Raw genomic sequence first — 17,201 nt, 5'->3', positions numbered from 1 at the left:
ATCCTCAACACCAAGTAACATCAAGCGCTCATTAACATCAAAGTAATGAGCGCTTTTATTTCAACTCAATACAAATGAACAACGACTTAGCCTCAACTCGGGTTAAGAGGCGAGCTCAATAAGCTGAGTTCAACCTATTTAGCTAATTTTGTAGCAAACTTGTCATTTGTTTTGAAAAAAAGGCACATTAATACGTCACTATCTGGCCTATTACACGTTAATGAAACGCAGTTAGCAAGACAAAGGGCTGTTTGGTAAGCGTTTATTATCCCGAATTGAGGTTACTTATAGCTTGGCTGGAATTAGCGCTAGCCAATTTCGGCTATTCACGTAAAAATACAGCCATCATTCATCCAGCACGCCACGGCAATGAAACTGACTCTTTCCATACTGTTGATCACCTTATCACTCGCCTTACTTATTCCTGGGGTCACTCAGCCCATTTTGACCATTAACGGCACTATCGAAAAAGCGGCAATTGTTGACCAAGGCTTAGAGATGTTAGCAACAAATTTATCTGCCCCACCAAACAGCAATGCTCGCAATATGCTCGATATGGCAGTGTCCATGTTTGGGCTAGACCAAATTGAAGGCGAAGTGGAAGTATTTCGTAAAACCCGCAGTATTTTAGATACCGTCAACGAGCTTTATCAATCAAACAACATTTTAGTTGCCGTGCTAGTCGGTTTGTTCAGTATTGTTATTCCTATCCTTAAATTAACCTTGATGCTGATTGCTTGCCTCCCTATAGCAAACAAAATGAAGCAGATTATTAACCGCATTATCAGCTTTGTGGGTAAGTGGTCGATGGCCGATGTGTTTGTGGTGGCGTTGATTATTGTCTATATGGCAGGAAATGCCTCAGCGGGTATGGGGGAGTTATTGCAAACTTATGCGCATTTTGAGGCTGGCTTTTATTATTTTCTAGCATATTGCCTGTTCTCAATTGCTAGCCATGCTTTATTTCATATGCAACAAACCACTCCTAGCCACCAGCAAATGCAATCAAACTGATCCGTTATGAGTTAGTTAAATTTGATATTGGCGCAATAAAATCCATTCACCAATAATGCCTCTATAGATATTCAAATAGAAATGGAGGCACTTATGGCAAGTTTTTGGCTATCCCGTCGGCTTAAAATCATCGCAATTATTAGCTTGTGCATCATTGCAGTTATTGCCTCGATTCAAACTACTGGGTTAACGCGAGCATTGATTGAACTGGTTTCATTTGGTGGATTAATTTGGCTTGCATTGGCTAAGCCTCACATTCAACAGCACGACGCTTAATCCTTGACTCACCTCATCTATACGGCCTGATTCAGTCTAGCAATCAAGCCTTTACAATACGATATATGCCAAGGACGTCGAGCCAATAGCCACCCAAAGCAGCACCCCAAGTAAAAACGGTTTAGGCCCATTGGCGCGCATTTTTTTAACCGTAATAGCCGCACCAATCAAAAATAAACACAACACCAGTACATGCTTAGACGCCATAAATAGCAAGCTGTAAACCGCCACGCCTTGGGGGATAAAGTAAGCGATTAAAATCGCCACACAGTAAAATAAGATAAAATAAGGCAAACTTATTTTGCTTTTATCACCGCCAAAAAACCACGCACTAAGCAATGCCACCGGAATAATCCACAGCGCCCTAGCCAACTTAACCGTAGTAGCCGTTTTTAATGCTTCATCACCATAAGCTGATGCTGCGCCAACAACCGATGAGGTGTCGTGAATAGCAATCGCGCTCCATACCCCAAAGTCATACTGGCTGAGTGACAAAGCATGGCCAATGGTCGGAAACACGAATAGGGCAATGGAATTAAGCAAAAATACACAGGCTAACGACACCGCAATTTGATCGTTTTTAGCATTAATCGCTGGCGCGACCGCCGCAATGGCACTGCCCCCACAAATAGCCGTACCACAACTAATTAAGTGGCCCGTTTTAGGCTCCATGCCAAGCAGTTTTGCTAAGCCATAACCTAAAATAAGGGTAAAAAAGATTGAGCCGACAATTAAACCAAGGTTATTTTTACTGGCTTCAATGGCCTCTGGTAAGTTGATGCCAAAACCTAGGCCAACAATCGAATAGGCCAGCAATTTTTTAGTCCATTTACCTAAATCAATATGTTCAGGTACCAGCCCAATGCTCGCAAGGGTAAACCCCATCAATAATGCGACTGGAGAGGATATCAAAGGCGTTAAGCAAAAAAGGCCGATTACAATGAATAGCCATAATTTATAATTTTTTGTAGCTGAGTTGAGCATGAGAGAACTCATTAAATAAGCAGTGCACTATTGTAGCAAGCTCAAGCATTGCAAACGATGTTTGGTATCCGTTGATACACGCTTTAATTGATTTTTTTTGAACTGAGGATCAGCCGTCGACTTTTTTGGACAAAATTACAATAAATACAGATCAAAAAAAGCCAGTGGATGGACCTACTGGCTTTTCAGTTTTCGCGGCTCATTTATTAAGCTTAGCGCTGATGCATAGCGTAATCGCTACCATCTTTAGCCGTGAACACTTTACAACGACCTTCTGTAGGTTTGCAGCTTGAGTGCAATAAGCTGATCCATTGTTTGTAAGGTGTCGGTAGGTTCTTAATTGGCATCTCTATCTGAATATCTTCAATGTGTGCCAAATCATCTGCACCAATCTCGCCTTGACGGTCAAAACAAATCTCAACATGGGTGTCATTGTTTTTTAATACCACCGATGAAGGCTCACTTTTATGGCCGGTTAATGCCACAAACTGACAAGGATTTTGTAATCCACATTGAGTGCCATCTTTTAGAAATGCTAAAAGGTGCGTGTAATAAACAACATAGCTAGTCACATCTTGATGTGAACCTGTTGCTAATGGGAACTGAGCATCCAACAATTCTTTCGCATTAATAGCGCGATCTAATTTATTTGTTGTCGCCACAAATTGCTCACCAATGAAGTGGTTAAGGTTTTGGGTCGCTTTGGTGCTTGCTTGAGTAGACATGTTCATAGCCTTATCCTCTTCTTTTCAATAGTAGGTCACATTAATTTATTTATAGTCATTCAAAATGGTTTTGAATTAAGCCTTGTTCACAGCTTGATTTTTAGTCTATGCTATTTTTACAAACAATTTCACAATAAAAATTTTACAGTGTGAATTATACAAAATGAGAAATGAAAAAAGCTTGATGCGAAAGACCCATTTTTTGGGCACTAAGATAAGAAACTTGCGTAAACGCAATAACTTAACCATGGAAGATCTCTCTGCTCGCTGTATGCGCGTGGACTCAAGTAATTCACCTTCGGTATCATACTTATCCATGATTGAACGCGGAAAACGTGTCCCTAGTGCTGATATGTTGGCCGTTATCGCCGCTGTTTTTCAAAAAGAAGTTGAATGGTTTCTTGACGATGTGCCCGAAGAGCATGCCATTACGCCTGAAAAAGGCAGTAAAGGTGGCATTAGCGGTATGCCACTGGAACCAAGCTTTTTATTTTCTAATGATATTTTACAAATTGCCATCCCGGAAATGCTGTCACAAACAGGCACCTCGGGTAGACAATTTGCACATTTGTTGATCCGCGCACACCAAGAACACCATCAAAATCATTTTCCTGATTTAGAGCGTGCCGCAGAAGATGTGGGTTTAAAGCGTATGCCATTAATGGCCGACGACATGCTCACTATTGCCGCAAGAATGGGCTTAGTCATTAAATGGATTGACCGCACTCCGCAAGAAATACGTGATGAAATGGGGGCCAGCTCGCGCCAATTAGTGACCTCTTTTTTTGAGCCTCCTAGCACGATTTATTTGAACAACACCTTAAAAAATCGCCCTCATCGTTTGAAATATGACTTAGCTGTGCATATTGGCCACTGTGTTTTACACAATAAAGATGGCTTAAAGTCGGTGATGACATCAGGTCGTAAAGAAGAGGGTGACGACAATAGTATTCCACAATCAAACACCTTAAATGCACAGGACATTTTACATGCTTGGCGTGATTTTGAATCGAGCTTTTTTGCCGGAGCCCTTTTGTGCCCTAAAGTGCCTTTTAGACAATTACTTGACCGGCACGGCTATGAAATCAGTGTGCATAAACAGCTGCAAGTTTCTGCATCGGTTGCGATGCGCCGCATGACGGTTGTGTCGCCTTATCCGCATTGGCATTTCTTTGATGCCTATGCGCCAGGTAAACTCAAAGCGGTGTATCGCGGTAATGGGATCCCGCTGCCTTGGGGAAACATGCGTTTGGTGGAGGACCCTTGTCAGCATTGGGCTGTATTTAGGATGATCAATGAGCCGTCATCGGGCACCTCGGCACAAATTTCAATCTTAAATGTGGGAAATCAACCGCGGATTTACTGTTGTGAATCAATCAAGGTAGAAGACTCAGCAGGCAACCCGCATGTGTTATGTGCTGGCATTGATTTAAACCCAGCGATTGATGCCCAAGGTAAAGATTCGTTGTCGATTGCCAATGATTTAAAACAAGCTTGTGCATCTAATGGCGGCTCGATTGTTATCCCCAAACACATTAAAAAAGATCTTACCAGTGTGGCAAAAATCCTTAATATTAATTGGATAGAACGTGGTATTAAAAATGATGCCCGCTTAATTTGCTCACGTGGCGCTGTATGTCCAAGGCAACCTAGTTGTTATGCCGCAGGAAAAAACTTATGTGAAGATAACTAGTTTTAGTTCGTAGTAAGCGGTTCAGTACTTGCCAAGTCGAACATATAGCAACGACTTGGCAAGATAAGCTCATTTTCTAACGCTTCATCAAGCCAAAACGCTCTTTTTGAACAAACGACTACTCAATGAGGTAATAAAAAACTCATCATTACCATCGAAAAACATTAATAATGACCTGTTCTTTAGACGGTGTTACAGCTTAATCAGCATTTAACAAACAGCAGAAATGTGCTCGCCTAAACCCATTGGGTATAGGGTGTTTTCATCAACGTTGAATTGTAGTAACGATTATCTCCTGTCACCTCATCCCCTAACCAATCAGGTTTAGACACAGTTTGTTGCTCTGTGGCTATCTCCAACTCGGCCACAATTAACCCCTGATTATCGCCATAAAACTCGTCCACTTCAAAAACTTGATGCTGGTATTCAACTAAATAGCGGGTTTTATCTATAACCCCTGGTTCACACAGTTTAAGTAACTCCTGCGCCTCAGAGACACTTATTTCTTTTTCCCATTCAAATCGTGATAATCCAGCCTGATTACTCAAGCCTTTAATGGTGAGAAATCCCTGTTCACCCATAACTCTCACTCTCACAGTGCGGGCTTTATCTGAATTCAAATACCCCTGAGTAATACGAGTTGCCTTATGTGACAAGCTTTTGAACTTATCGTTGCTGACAAGGTATTTACGTTCGATTTCAATAGCCATTAGATTTAATTCTACAAGAAATAATAGCGGTATTATTCAAAGTTATCCGATGTTTGTATAGGTATTTTAGTGAATAGCCATCTGTTGTTAACTTAAAAAAGTAGCGTAAAAGCTAGAGTGTATCGGGGGTTTTCCGTCAAAAGTGAAGATTCACAATAATATTCACGCGCTCACACAGCATTTGGTGGGCAGATAATATGGGTAATAGATATTTTGAAAAATCGTTTTCAGACAGCAAAATGCCGTGAAATTCACGGCATTTTTGAATATAAACCTTTTGAATACAAACTTATAGTGCTATCTAAAGTAAAGGCCAATGATACAGGTTAACCTTTACTCTTAATTAGTTAAGTACGGTATAACCTCTGCCTACCATACAGTTGTGCATAACTGCATCGGTTTGATATTCAAAATTAGCTTCTTCGTTACGTCTTTCTCTACCATGTTTCAACGCGCCACCAATCAAACCAACCCCAGCACCTACTTTGGCACCTTTTGAGCCGCTACCGCCACCAATCGCACTACCTGCGGCACCAATTAGTGCTCCTCTGGTGGTTGACCTTAGCATGTCACGACCTAAAGAATCGGTTTCTTGATGATCGACCTGCGATGATAGTTGTTGGCACTCATACATGTCTGCATGGTATTTCTCAGTGTCGATACCTTTAGTATCAACAATGATATTGGCGTTAGCAAAAGTCGATACTGATAAAAGTAAAGTTGCACTAAGTAAAAGTGTTTTAGTGTTCATATTCATAATTGTGACCTCTGGATTAAATCGTATCTTATGGACGCAATTTAACCGAGCCGCCCTATACAGTCACATCCTGTTTGTAGGATGAACCCCTGCAATCCAGAACATGTCAATTTGAGCGGGCAATGCGAGGATTACGTCCTACATATGCGATTAATCACTGTGCAGTGTTCACCCTATACTGGCCTCAATTAAGCACAACGGCGTACAACCTGAGTAGTGAAATACTTATATAGCGCCGCAATCAACACTCATTAATTGAAACAAAGGTAACGTTATGAAAAAAACTCTTATTACTCTATGCCTATTAGCTTTATCTGCAAACGTATCAGCTAATGAGACTCACAACCAAGATATGCAACAGGTTGAATCAAAAATGGAACAACTTGTTACGGTAACTGAAGCATCAGATTTTTTTATTACTATTGATGAAGAAGCCAGTTTTGAATCAATTGAGTACACAGGCTTTATTATTGATATGTTTAGTGAAATTTACATCACTAAACATCAAGCTGAAGAAAGAAACCTAGAGCAAGCGCAACAGTTTCATATTTATGGCGAAACAGATCTTGAAGTTGTCAGCCAACGCATTGCTGCACAAATAGATCAAGATAATCCAACGTTTTTCTCAATCGATTTATACCGTGATTACCATGGCACATCAGGACAATTTACCTATGTAGCCAAAGTGGTTGAATACAAATAAGTTTTACTTCATCTCCCCAGAAAGTTTTGCCCGCATGATTGCGGGCTTTTTTTTGCGTAAAAATCACTGCTGCTTCATCTGTAATAAACACCTGTGATTCATCAACAACCAAATAGACATGGCACGCTAGTAAGTGATTTCAATCAGCGCTTATTTTAATAAATGCGACCGTAACTCATCAAAATACTTAAACAATTAAAATTGAATGTGGTAATTTAACTATAATAAATTGCGCTTAAATGACTGCTAATGTTGGCATAATGTCGATGTTCGCCGGAGTAAAATGATGAATTTCAGCTTAGAACAACTGCTTGCTTTTGTGACCGTCTATGAACAAAAGGCATTTAGTAAAGCCGCCGTAAAACTGGATAAACATCGCACCACTATTGGTCAGGTGATCACCAATTTGGAAGACCAGCTTGCCATTACTTTATTTGAACGTATTGGTCGCTCAGTTGAGCCCACCGAAGATGCCACCTTACTATATCATTATGCCAAGCAAGCCATTGAGCAAACCCGCACCTTTGATCGCGTCGCCTTAAGTCTGTCATTTGGCGGATTAGAATCCATTACTTTCGCCTACGCCAGCTTTATCCCGCAGGATGTGTTGGTTCAAATCCGCAAACAACTTATGCAAGACTTTCCGTCTATGAATGTTAATTGGCTAGTGCGGACTAAGCCAGAAATTAAACAAAGCATTCAAGATGGCTCCATTCATTTTGGCCTAGTCAATGTGTTTACCAGCAAAGTCATCAATAGCCTAAGTTCATCACTCTTGCATAACATGGGTTTTGTACCATTCACGGGCGTAGATACTGAATTGGCAAAGTTACCTCCCAGTGAAACATTTATCACAATGAAATCGTCAAAGCAGTTTGTGCTTAAATCTATGCTGGATGATGATATGGCTAGCAGAGTGATCATTTCGTCAAACTATGAAGTGGTAGACCAACAAACCTTGATAGTTCAAATGGTCCAAGAAGGATTAGGATGGGCACTGTTGCCAAAGTCCATCAATAAATCAGACCACTTTTCCGACGGTATAGTTGAAATTGCAGCAGATGAAACTAATGGCAAAGAAGCGGTTTTGGTGCCGATATCATTGTGGTGCCAGCACTCAAAACAAAATGTCGACATCAAAAAATCGATCATAGCTTGCCTTGATAAATATCTTAATAAAGTTCGAAACTAAACCCAATATCCCATTGAATGGTTACGCCCCTTAGCTAAAAGGGGCCAATACTGGGTGACTTGGGTTCTAAAAAGTAACTTACTTGGCAGTTGAGCTATCAGTTTTAAGATAATGATACTTTAGCTGCCAAGTTGCTTATATCTAATAGTTTTTCTTTACTCTTTATAAATCAACATCATCTTAAGCTGAATAGCAAACACTGTCTGCACAGTGTTACTTGCCTCGCTTCACTCCCCTCAACGCAGGGTTTCGTCCATCAAACACGATTATCATTTTTTGTACAAAGCCAATACTCTTGCGTGGAATAACGGCATTTATCACTACACATGCCCTTATTCATAACAGCGAGAATTCTGCGGATTTTTAATCATGTTTAGCACTAAAAAGTGAGCTTATGATGGCAATACTTGAACACATCTTTACCTCTTCAGCATATTTTATTTTGCTGGTTACGCTTGTTTTAGGGTTTGTGGTGGGCAAAATTCACTTAGGCCTATTCTCGCTGGGTACAATCTTAAGCACATTAATAGTAGGACTTATTGTCGGCCTAGCTGGCGGCGCTAACGACCCGAATTTAACATGGCTATTTTTCAGTTTATTTATGTATGTAGTGGCTTATCTGGGTGGTTCACTATTTACCCAAGATCTTCAAGCGCATCAAAAATCAATTTTGATTAAAGTGTTACAGCTAAGTTTTACCACTTTTACTGCTATTGCTTTTGTGTATTGGGTTTTCAGCATTGAATCTGTCGCGGTGTTAAGACTAGCAGCCGATCATATCTCGGCTTCAGATTTGATTGTGTTTGCAAGCGCACTGTTGCCGATCATAATCGTTACCCAAAAATTACCATGGTTGAAGAAATGGCATACGCCGTCTCAAATCGTTGACATGGCACCCAAATCGGTTGAAGCAGCATCGATCAATGATAACCAGCAAATAAACAGCGTTAAAAATGTTGTTAGACGCGCCTTTAAAGTGAATATCGACAGCACTGTGGTTGGCAAAACGTTAATGCAACTGAACAGCCCAGCAGTTGAAATCGTGTTTGAATTGAAAAAAGGCTCAAATGACACTGACGCAAATACCGTGATGGCGGGAGACACGATTACAGTTACGGGTACCAGTAATAGCATTTACTACCTAGAAGATAATGTGCTCGGAACTGAGCTTCCTTTAGAAAAAAACATTATTGAAGAACACTTTCAAATTGTCGCTAACCAACATGGTTTACAGAACTCATCACTTTTAGCGCTGAAAAACAACCTCAATAAAACCTCCTCTAGAGGTATATTAATTTCACGCTACATTAGAGAAGGGGTCGATATTGAAATCAACCCTGATTTAATCATCAGTAACGAAGACATTATTCAAGTCACTGGTAATGACATGGATATAAAGCAGGTTAGACATGCCCTAGGGATCACCAATAACAGCCTGGTATACGGTCAAATCCTATTTACCCTAGGAATTATTCTTGCTTACTTAACCAGTTGTTTTGATTTAGAACTTACTGGCGTACCGCTATTATTTGGTGCAGGTGGCTGTAGTCTCATCACCGGATTATTTATCGGCTGGATTAGCCATCATTCACGCTTATTTACGCCAGTTTCAACATCATCACTTAAACGGTTAAGTTTTGCTGGGTTATGGGGGTTTGTGGCAGTATCTGGTTTATTTTTGGGATCTTTAATTACTCAAGCTGTCGGTCAAGATAGCCTCAAGATGATGTTTGTCGCTGTAGTTATGACAATTTTATCGCAGTTGATTTTATGCAGCCTAGGTAACAAAGTGGTCAGTCACAGCAAATCGTAACAGACTGACAAAGCAGTTTGGCTAAGACTTATTTATTTGATGATTTGCAAAAATCAATGTCACTGTAAAACGGCTCAAAAACCAATAAGTCTTAGCTCACATGGATAGCATGTCCCAGCAAAAAAACCATGGTCGCTGAGCTAATCCATATTAATCAAGCTACACGCACAAATATTGGTACTCGGTAAAAAATACAACAGTGCTAAGTTTTTGTCAGGATTAGTTTTAACTATCTGAATGGTCAGATTATGAACGCCTTCTTTAGCGATATTACGTAAGGCGAATGCTTGTACATGCGTGGCATGTTGCGGTAATGATACTTGCTGATTATGACGAATAAGCTCACTTTGGATCAGATTAAGAATATAAGTATCCTTTTCTTTATAGGCACTTAAAATCCCCCCTTTAAGATGCAGTGTCGCAATGGGCTCACCGTCTTCAGAAAAATAGCGGTAGCTAATACTGGCAGAACGTTTTTGCAAGCTAAAATCAGCAATCATTATGTTTTTTTCAATAGCTTGGGTTTGAGAATTGACTGCCACCAGCTCATTTTGACATGATAAAACCATGTTCACTTCAGACGCTTTAATATGCTGATAAATCACTAAACTGCATAGCAGCAAGCTAATAAAAAAAGCGCCAAACCATTTCATTTTTTTAGTCACAGAGTGATACCCCCTGCAGCCAAGTAGGTGAAATAAAATTTGGTCGTAAGGTAAAGTCACTGGTTTTTATGTTTCTCACCAACAACTCACCATTGTTTGAGTAGCCTTCCATCGAAATATTCAGCACTTGCATATCATTGGATAGCGCTAAATACACATCTCGCCATTTCACAATGGGGCATAAATTAAACGCAGTTATTATTTTTTGTTCCATATTGGAAACTTGCTGCGATGATTTTTTGGGTGATTGTAGCCATATCAATTCAATTTGTTGATGGTTATTTAATGTCACAACACGGCTTTCTCTCACCGGAGACTCTGCAGTTTTAAACCAAATATATTGGTGCATGGCAGTGATCAATGTCATCAACGACAACAATATAATACTGCTGGTCAGAATAATGTGTTTTTTTCGGCGGGCAAGTTGTTGATGCCATTCAGAGGAAGGTGTGGATATATTTAATCGGTAGCCTTTTTTGGGCAGCGTCTCAATTAAATCAATATAAGGCTCACCAAAGTATTTGCGTAAAGTGAATACCGCCTTGGCAACGGCTGATTCACTCATTACGGCTTGTTGCGAGCCCGCACATGATAATTGCCCTTTGGACATCACTTGATTGGGGTGATTAGCGAGCAACTCAAGTACTTGAGCTTCCGTTCTCGTTAAATGATGTTGAATTTGAGTCTCGGTGTTAATCAACACACTATTACTGACATCAAACTCAAATACTTTTAGCCTCATAATGCGTCTTGTTTATTAGCGATATCGTTAATTTTACGATAGTTGTTAGGATTAAACCGCCATACAACTCACACTTTGGTTGCCGTTGCCATCGGCTGTATTTTTACAACGGCTCCCCTTAACAGAACGCGAACTTTTGCCTACTCGTGATAATCATCACATTTCATTGGCGATAATATATAAAAAAATACTTCGTAATCAGTATTACACTCTGCCATTGGCAACATTTAAGATAAATCCACTAAAAAAACCGCCATTTGCAGTGAATTACCTTTATAGTTCATCGCCATTTTTAGCGCTCTTATTGACAGCTAAATTACTTTGACCTCGGCCTCATTTCTTTTTTTATTAAACGTCATCATTGAGTTAACCCAGTAACAAGGTTGAGTTCGTTTCATTTGCAGTTGCATTTGTTACTCATGCTAACGAATGGTTTTACATACTACGCCACCCAAGCAAGGCCGCTATGTTAGCCATCCTAGATCCTTTCAATGTTACTTGTGATGAAAATAATAGAAAAAATGAGGGTATTTATGAACACATTAAACAGAAGACAAGCGATTGGACGCATTATTGGTGTTTCATCAGCAGCTGTAGGTGGAGCGTTAATAGCTAATCCCGTATTAGCGGCAATTGCAACAGACGCTGGCGATTGGAAACTAGAAGTCGGCACTCGCTTAGCTTATGTAAAACTAGATCCGATGGTTGTTGCAAAACGCGCTTATGAAACGGGTAATGGCTGTATGTATCAGGTATTTGACAGCATTATTCAAAGCTTAGCCGAATCAAATTCTCCAGATGCTGAAAAATTTGCTCAAGTGCCCACCGCCATGGCGCACTATGGCTATGCTGGTATGCTAGGAGAAGGAACGGTATGTGGCAATATCAATGCTGCAGGTATGTTAGTGAATATTCTTTCTATTAATGGATCTCCAGCAAACAGTTTTTTAAGTCAGGTAATGCGTTTTTATGAAAATGAAGCGCTACCACTTCAAACTGACAGTTTCCTTAATGGTATTGGGGCTGATAAAGCTGAAACACTCGCTAAAGTAGGTAGCCCAACCGCTGCTAATACTGTTTTGTGTCACTCTTCCATTAGCTTGTGGGCCAGCAAGAATGGTAAGACATTCAATGAAAAAGGTATGCGCTGTAAACAATTATCAGCCTCTGTCGTTTATGAGTTAGTCGTGATGTTAAACAAAGCATTTGATGGTGAAACTGTGAATGATCACCCCGTATCTGCAACGGTTGAAAGTTGCCAATCTTGCCATACGGCTGACTCAACTTTTGCACCGAGTGTGAAAACCAACATGGCTTGTGACACCTGTCATGGCGGTCACTAATTAATAGGAGCCATCACATGAAAAAAACAACACTCAGCCTAATAATGGGATTAAGTTTCGTTTTACTCTTTGGCTGCAACAGCTCTGATGATGATAATGTTACTGCTCCCCCCGAGCCTCCTGAGCCACCAGCAACCACTATTAGCATTAAAGACACTTCGGTTATTGATGTCGCCCTTGTCAGTACTGATCCTGAAAGTGGCACCATGATTATTAACCTGACTGGCGATGACGATAAAGCGGTAATCGGTGCCGATGCATTTAACTTATTGTTTATGGGGTATCCAAAGCCAGGACCTTATTCAAGTAAATATAAGTTAGCTTGGCATCAGGCGCAGCAAACCAGCTGTATTGATACTGAGGAATGCGTTATGGTAATCGAAGAGTTGAAAGCTGGCATGTATCAACTCACGTTAGATGAGCTGGCCTGGAAAATCGGTATCGTAAACTTCCGTGTGGCTTTGGAAGTGAAAGGAGAAAATGCTCATTTCCCAATGGCATTTTTAGATTAGCTCTTTTACGGCCTCATAATTAACTCGCGATGGTTTTATTCATATCGCGAGTTTTTTACCCTATGGTGAAAAATGAATTAATCGTGGTACGGTTATTGGGGGATGACTTATCAAAATCCACGACAGAGGTAATGTTGGCACTGTGCATAATATTCCCTGCATAAAGAATTAAACGGTTGGGCTTGGCATCAACTGAAAACACTTTTTCAAATAATGCATCACTATCATTTATATAACCTCTCCTTTCATCTGCAGACTGCTTTACCTGTTCCACCATCTTTAAAATGGTATCTTTATCATCATGGGATAAATGTATTTTAGAGGAGCCTTTGTAACGGTAAAAATGGGTCCCACCTAAGTGATTTTCATTCAAGTAATGCACTGCTGCCATATGATTTTCAGACAATGAATCAAAGTGAGGCATGGTTTGTACTATTTCCAAGTTTTCAGGCAATACCGTCACTTTTGATAACCAACTTTTGCCTAGCTGGTACCGTTTAAACAACCTCCCCTGAGAGTGCATAGCTAGACGATTAAACAATGCGCTAATTAATTGATAATATGGCTTTGGCATCTCATCACGCACACCAGGAAATAAGGTTCCCTCTGCGCCAATCGGGTTAAAATAAGCCTTGTTAAAGCAGTAATCTAACATCTCGTGAAAATTATCGACCACATCATCAATAATCCATATGCGGGCATTTGAGTGAGGAATATAAGTCAGCTGTATCTGAATATTGGAATTTAACACAAACATGTGAAATACGATGTCCTTTATATCGGTATTATCACTACTTAGCGAAAGTCGTTAAGATGAGTAATCAAATAGGGTTAAAACAGCTATACGAGCGCAACATAAATTGAGATCTTATTGTTTAGTGAATGCCTATCTATTTCAGCTAAATCTAAAATGACAATGATTAAATGATGGCTATCGGCGAATAAAAATACTCCCAAGGTGCATTCCTACATGCGTAATGACCTTGGCAAAATACCTCGAGCGTAACATACACTTTACTGGCAAATATAAAAACAGTCATAGTATTGATTTTAAATAACTTTAATATTCAACCTTAGTATGAAGCTGCAAAAATATTGCCAATATCGTTGAGTAAAACGTTGACCGAAAACTCAGCGATTATTGATAATAAGCCATGTCACTTATCAGCTATCCAGCTGTAATTTAAGTAAATGATCACCGCACGACTTAACAAAAATAGCCAATAAAAAAAGCAAACACTTAGGTTTGCTTTTTTAGGTTACAGGCAGAGAATACTTACCTCTGGCAGGCTATCTCAATGGCGTTATCTCATAGTAACAAACTCTTCTGCGCCAGTTGGATGTATGGCGACTACCGCATCAAAGTCCGCTTTGGTTGCCCCCATTTTCATGGCCACACCAAAACCTTGGAGAATTTCGTCCATACCAAAACCAATACCGTGAATCCCCACAACCACTTCATTTTCGCCAGCACAAACTAGTTTCATCTTACAGGCTTGGCGGTGAGCGGTAACAGCGGTGTACATAGAGGTAAACCCTGATGTGTACACTTTAATATTATCTGCACCATATTGCTCTGCGGCTTCAGGCTCAGTTAACCCCATAGTACCTATAGGCGGATGACTAAATACTACAGTTGGAATTAACGAGTAATCCATTTTGGCATTCGGCATTTGACCAAATAAGCGCTCAGACAACAAACGACCCGCTTTAACAGCAACAGGGGTAAGCTCTACGCCACCTTCCATAATATCGCCAACACAATAAATGCCTTTCGCGGTAGTATTTTGCTGTTCATCGGTTACCACATAACCTTTGGCGTTCAGGGTCACATCGGTATTTTCAATGCCAATATTACCAGTCGCGGGTGAACGGCCAATCGCCCAAATAAGGGTGTCGACCGTCAAGCTGTTACCGTTTTCAAGCTCAAGAGTTAAGCTGCCATCTGCATTTTTAACCACTTGCTTAGGAACGCTATTGGTATGTAAGGTTGGGCCATCTGTCGCCATAGCCTCAACGAGTGCATCAACCAAAATTGGATCGAAATTACGCAAAGGTGCATGTTTACGGACCAATAAATGGGTTTCACTGCCAAGTGCATGTAACACACCCGCTAACTCAACTGCAATATAGCCGGCACCAATTACGGCAACACGTTTTGGTTGCACACGTAATTCAAAGAATCCATTTGAATCTATACCGTATTGCGCACCTGGAATATCAGGGATAGTGGGCGCGCCACCCGTGGCGATTAAAATATGATCTGCGGTGTAATGCTCGCCATTCACTTCAATGGTGTTGTTGTTCACAAACTTGCCATAACCGTTTAGTAAGGTCACTTTATTGCTGGCAAAACCACGACCGTAGGCTTCATGTATGCGGCCAATATATGCTTCGCGATTCTCAACTAAGGTATTCCAATCAAACTTATTTACGGTAACGTCAAAACCATAGTCTTTAGCATACAGGTTCATGGCTTCTGCGACGTGTGCGCCATACCACATCACTTTTTTCGGCACACAGCCGACGTTTACACAAGTTCCACCAACGTGCTTGGCTTCTATAATTAATACTTTTGCGCCGCGCATTGCTGCACGATTTGCTGATGCGATACCGCCACTGCCGGCACCCAAAGCAATATAGTCAAAATGTTGAGCCATGATAATCTCCGCTACAATTGATGTTGCCATTGTAAGGAGGAATCGACTTCGATGCTAGATGGTATTCAAAAACTCCTACTAGCGCTTGTATTGGCAAAGAGCATGATCACCTTCAGATGGCCCCTTGCTCTCACATTTCAAGCACTTCCATTCATCTAATCTTGCTGTCATTTCGCGCTCAAAATGCTGTTGATTTTGGGTACCGGGTCTAAGTTTACGTTGCAGATAACTAATTCGGTTATCTAACCAACGGCAACTAGGGTCATTAGCAACTTTATGTGCCGCAAGTGCTGGTGAAACTTTGTTTTTTGATTTAGTCGGTTTGGATTTAGAAGCTTGGGATTTAGAAGCCCATGTCCGGTCAACTAAAGCCTCATCTGCGTAGTATTCTAATGCCAATGAAGGTGGGTTAATTTTGAGTGGCCGGCCTTCACTGTCAAACACTCCATCTTGGCCCAGTTGAGAAATGTTTTCGTTACTCAATGTATTTAGTGCCGATTCTGTTTGAGGCGCAAGCTGACTCAATTCATCATTGGCAAAAATGTTAAGGTGAATTGAGATAACACCGATAACAATCGGCAAGAGGTAAGTCTGTGGAATGGGTTTCATAATGCATCCTTGCAAGTATTAACGATAGAAAAGCGCAACCATCCTGTTGCGCCTTAAAGTGTAGTCTAATTTTTATCAGACACAAACCACCTTAAAAATCTAGAATACCCAGTTCAAATGCACGCCACCATAGGTTTCATTTAAATTGTCAACGATCTGATTTTCAGATGCCTCACGCTTAATATCCTCCAAGGCTTGTGTGACGCTAAGATGAGCACTCAATGCTATGTTATCGGATATCGCATAAGCCGCTTCAACACCAAACTGTATATGATTTGCGCCATCATGCTCTTCGGTAACATATTGAAAGTCAAAACCTTGCAGAACGTAAGGTGTGATGCTTAATTTATCAGTGATATCCCATGGGCTATGTAAGCTAACTTCCACAAAGTAGCCACCAGCCTCTGTTGCGTAGGTGTAATGAATAGCAGGTATTAGCCAATCAACCCCTGTGTAAGTTAATGAACTGAATACTTCATTGTCGGAGCCACGATCATCGCCATAAAATTCTAAACGTTGGTAGCCTAGGGTTGCTTCAAATTTTTCAGTTAAATGAATCGTATATTCAAGACCGAAATTCCACTCGATATAATGCGTTTGATCGCCACGACCTAAAGCCACAAAAGTGACTAAATCGCCATCTGTAACACTAGCAACTCCCCAAACAATGCCGCCTTTGTCTAAATTATCCCGCCCTTCGGAGATATATTGACTGTCCCATGCTAGGTCAAATGCAAACTCGGGCCCAGTCTTAGCTTGCGCATTTGTTGTTATCCCGCCACCAAAAGACAGCATGGCTGTCC

General features: G+C 40.7%; 18 protein-coding genes. 8 read left to right on the top strand and 10 right to left on the bottom strand.

Features of this window, described 5'->3' with window-relative positions; genetic code table 11:
- Window positions 1–369: 369 nt before the first annotated feature.
- Together ORI98_RS07825 and ORI98_RS07820 are read left to right on the top strand one after the other, a co-directional pair.
- Window positions 370–1,014 carry a paraquat-inducible protein A gene (locus tag ORI98_RS07825; RefSeq protein ID WP_306134836.1) on the top strand — a complete coding sequence of 215 codons (645 nt, stop codon included), beginning with the start codon at window positions 370–372 and terminating at the stop codon, window positions 1,012–1,014.
- Between the two features lie 93 nt (window positions 1,015–1,107).
- Window positions 1,108–1,290 (top strand): hypothetical protein, encoded by a 183-nt coding sequence (locus ORI98_RS07820; RefSeq protein WP_261298302.1) that lies wholly within the window; start codon window positions 1,108–1,110, stop codon window positions 1,288–1,290.
- A 51-nt stretch (window positions 1,291–1,341) separates the two neighbouring features.
- Here the strand turns inward: ORI98_RS07820 and ORI98_RS07815 are convergent, their stop codons facing one another.
- A complete protein-coding gene (locus ORI98_RS07815; protein WP_306134835.1) occupies window positions 1,342–2,274 on the bottom strand; it encodes a YeiH family protein in 933 nt (310 codons plus the stop codon).
- 212 nt (window positions 2,275–2,486) lie between these two features.
- Window positions 2,487–3,005 carry a malate synthase gene (locus ORI98_RS07810; protein ID WP_306134834.1) on the bottom strand — a complete coding sequence of 173 codons (519 nt, stop codon included), beginning with the start codon at window positions 3,003–3,005 and terminating at the stop codon, window positions 2,487–2,489.
- A gap of 157 nt (window positions 3,006–3,162) precedes the next feature.
- Here ORI98_RS07810 and ORI98_RS07805 point away from each other — a divergent pair, with 157 nt between their 5' ends.
- On the top strand, window positions 3,163–4,692 hold the full coding sequence (locus ORI98_RS07805; RefSeq protein WP_261298305.1) for a DUF3612 domain-containing protein: 1,530 nt from the start codon (window positions 3,163–3,165) through the stop codon (window positions 4,690–4,692).
- Window positions 4,693–4,928: 236 nt separating this feature from the next.
- On the opposite strand, the gene ORI98_RS07800 is transcribed toward ORI98_RS07805, so the two are convergent.
- Window positions 4,929–5,402, bottom strand: a complete 474-nt coding sequence (locus tag ORI98_RS07800) for a CYTH domain-containing protein (protein WP_261298306.1) — start codon at window positions 5,400–5,402, stop codon at window positions 4,929–4,931.
- A gap of 343 nt (window positions 5,403–5,745) precedes the next feature.
- The gene (locus ORI98_RS07795; RefSeq protein ID WP_261298307.1) at window positions 5,746–6,159 is read right to left on the bottom strand and encodes a glycine zipper family protein; all 414 of its coding nucleotides are present in this window, start codon (window positions 6,157–6,159) and stop codon (window positions 5,746–5,748) included.
- 274 nt (window positions 6,160–6,433) lie between these two features.
- Here ORI98_RS07795 and ORI98_RS07790 point away from each other — a divergent pair, with 274 nt between their 5' ends.
- From ORI98_RS07790 to ORI98_RS07780, 3 genes are all read left to right on the top strand, one after another.
- Window positions 6,434–6,862 carry a hypothetical protein gene (locus ORI98_RS07790; RefSeq protein WP_261298308.1) on the top strand — a complete coding sequence of 143 codons (429 nt, stop codon included), beginning with the start codon at window positions 6,434–6,436 and terminating at the stop codon, window positions 6,860–6,862.
- A gap of 283 nt (window positions 6,863–7,145) precedes the next feature.
- Window positions 7,146–8,054, top strand: a complete 909-nt coding sequence (locus tag ORI98_RS07785) for a LysR family transcriptional regulator (RefSeq protein ID WP_261298309.1) — start codon at window positions 7,146–7,148, stop codon at window positions 8,052–8,054.
- A 394-nt stretch (window positions 8,055–8,448) separates the two neighbouring features.
- A complete protein-coding gene (locus tag ORI98_RS07780) occupies window positions 8,449–9,867 on the top strand; it encodes a hypothetical protein (RefSeq protein ID WP_261298310.1) in 1,419 nt (472 codons plus the stop codon).
- Window positions 9,868–10,007: 140 nt separating this feature from the next.
- Here ORI98_RS07780 and ORI98_RS07775 read toward each other — a convergent pair whose 3' ends face one another.
- Both ORI98_RS07775 and ORI98_RS07770 read right to left on the bottom strand, forming a co-directional pair.
- Window positions 10,008–10,532 (bottom strand): hypothetical protein, encoded by a 525-nt coding sequence (locus ORI98_RS07775; protein WP_306134833.1) that lies wholly within the window; start codon window positions 10,530–10,532, stop codon window positions 10,008–10,010.
- A complete protein-coding gene (locus tag ORI98_RS07770) occupies window positions 10,525–11,274 on the bottom strand; it encodes a helix-turn-helix domain-containing protein (RefSeq protein WP_261298312.1) in 750 nt (249 codons plus the stop codon). The genes ORI98_RS07775 and ORI98_RS07770 overlap by 8 nt, the downstream gene beginning before the upstream one ends.
- A 533-nt stretch (window positions 11,275–11,807) precedes the next feature.
- Between ORI98_RS07770 and ORI98_RS07765 the strand changes: the two genes are divergently transcribed.
- Both ORI98_RS07765 and ORI98_RS07760 read left to right on the top strand, forming a co-directional pair.
- A complete protein-coding gene (locus ORI98_RS07765) occupies window positions 11,808–12,617 on the top strand; it encodes a cytochrome c3 family protein (protein ID WP_261298313.1) in 810 nt (269 codons plus the stop codon).
- Between the two features lie 17 nt (window positions 12,618–12,634).
- The gene (locus ORI98_RS07760; protein WP_261298314.1) at window positions 12,635–13,129 is read left to right on the top strand and encodes a hypothetical protein; all 495 of its coding nucleotides are present in this window, start codon (window positions 12,635–12,637) and stop codon (window positions 13,127–13,129) included.
- A gap of 55 nt (window positions 13,130–13,184) precedes the next feature.
- Here the strand turns inward: ORI98_RS07760 and ORI98_RS07755 are convergent, their stop codons facing one another.
- From ORI98_RS07755 to ORI98_RS07740, 4 genes are all read right to left on the bottom strand, one after another.
- Window positions 13,185–13,886: a DUF6445 family protein gene (locus ORI98_RS07755; RefSeq protein ID WP_306134832.1), complete on the bottom strand. Its 702-nt coding sequence runs from the start codon at window positions 13,884–13,886 to the stop codon at window positions 13,185–13,187.
- A gap of 547 nt (window positions 13,887–14,433) precedes the next feature.
- The gene (gene gorA, locus ORI98_RS07750) at window positions 14,434–15,789 is read right to left on the bottom strand and encodes a glutathione-disulfide reductase (protein ID WP_261298316.1); all 1,356 of its coding nucleotides are present in this window, start codon (window positions 15,787–15,789) and stop codon (window positions 14,434–14,436) included.
- 78 nt (window positions 15,790–15,867) lie between these two features.
- Entirely contained in the window at window positions 15,868–16,398 is a 531-nt protein-coding gene (locus ORI98_RS07745) for a hypothetical protein (RefSeq protein ID WP_306134831.1), read from the bottom strand.
- Between the two features lie 99 nt (window positions 16,399–16,497).
- Window positions 16,498–17,193: a hypothetical protein gene (locus ORI98_RS07740; protein WP_261298318.1), complete on the bottom strand. Its 696-nt coding sequence runs from the start codon at window positions 17,191–17,193 to the stop codon at window positions 16,498–16,500.
- Window positions 17,194–17,201: the final 8 nt, after the last annotated feature.

The sequence above is a fragment of the Shewanella sp. ULN5 genome, assembly GCF_030731885.1.
In the GTDB taxonomy this organism is placed as follows: domain Bacteria; phylum Pseudomonadota; class Gammaproteobacteria; order Enterobacterales; family Shewanellaceae; genus Shewanella; species Shewanella holmiensis.
This window is presented reverse-complemented; position numbering and strand designations above follow the sequence as displayed.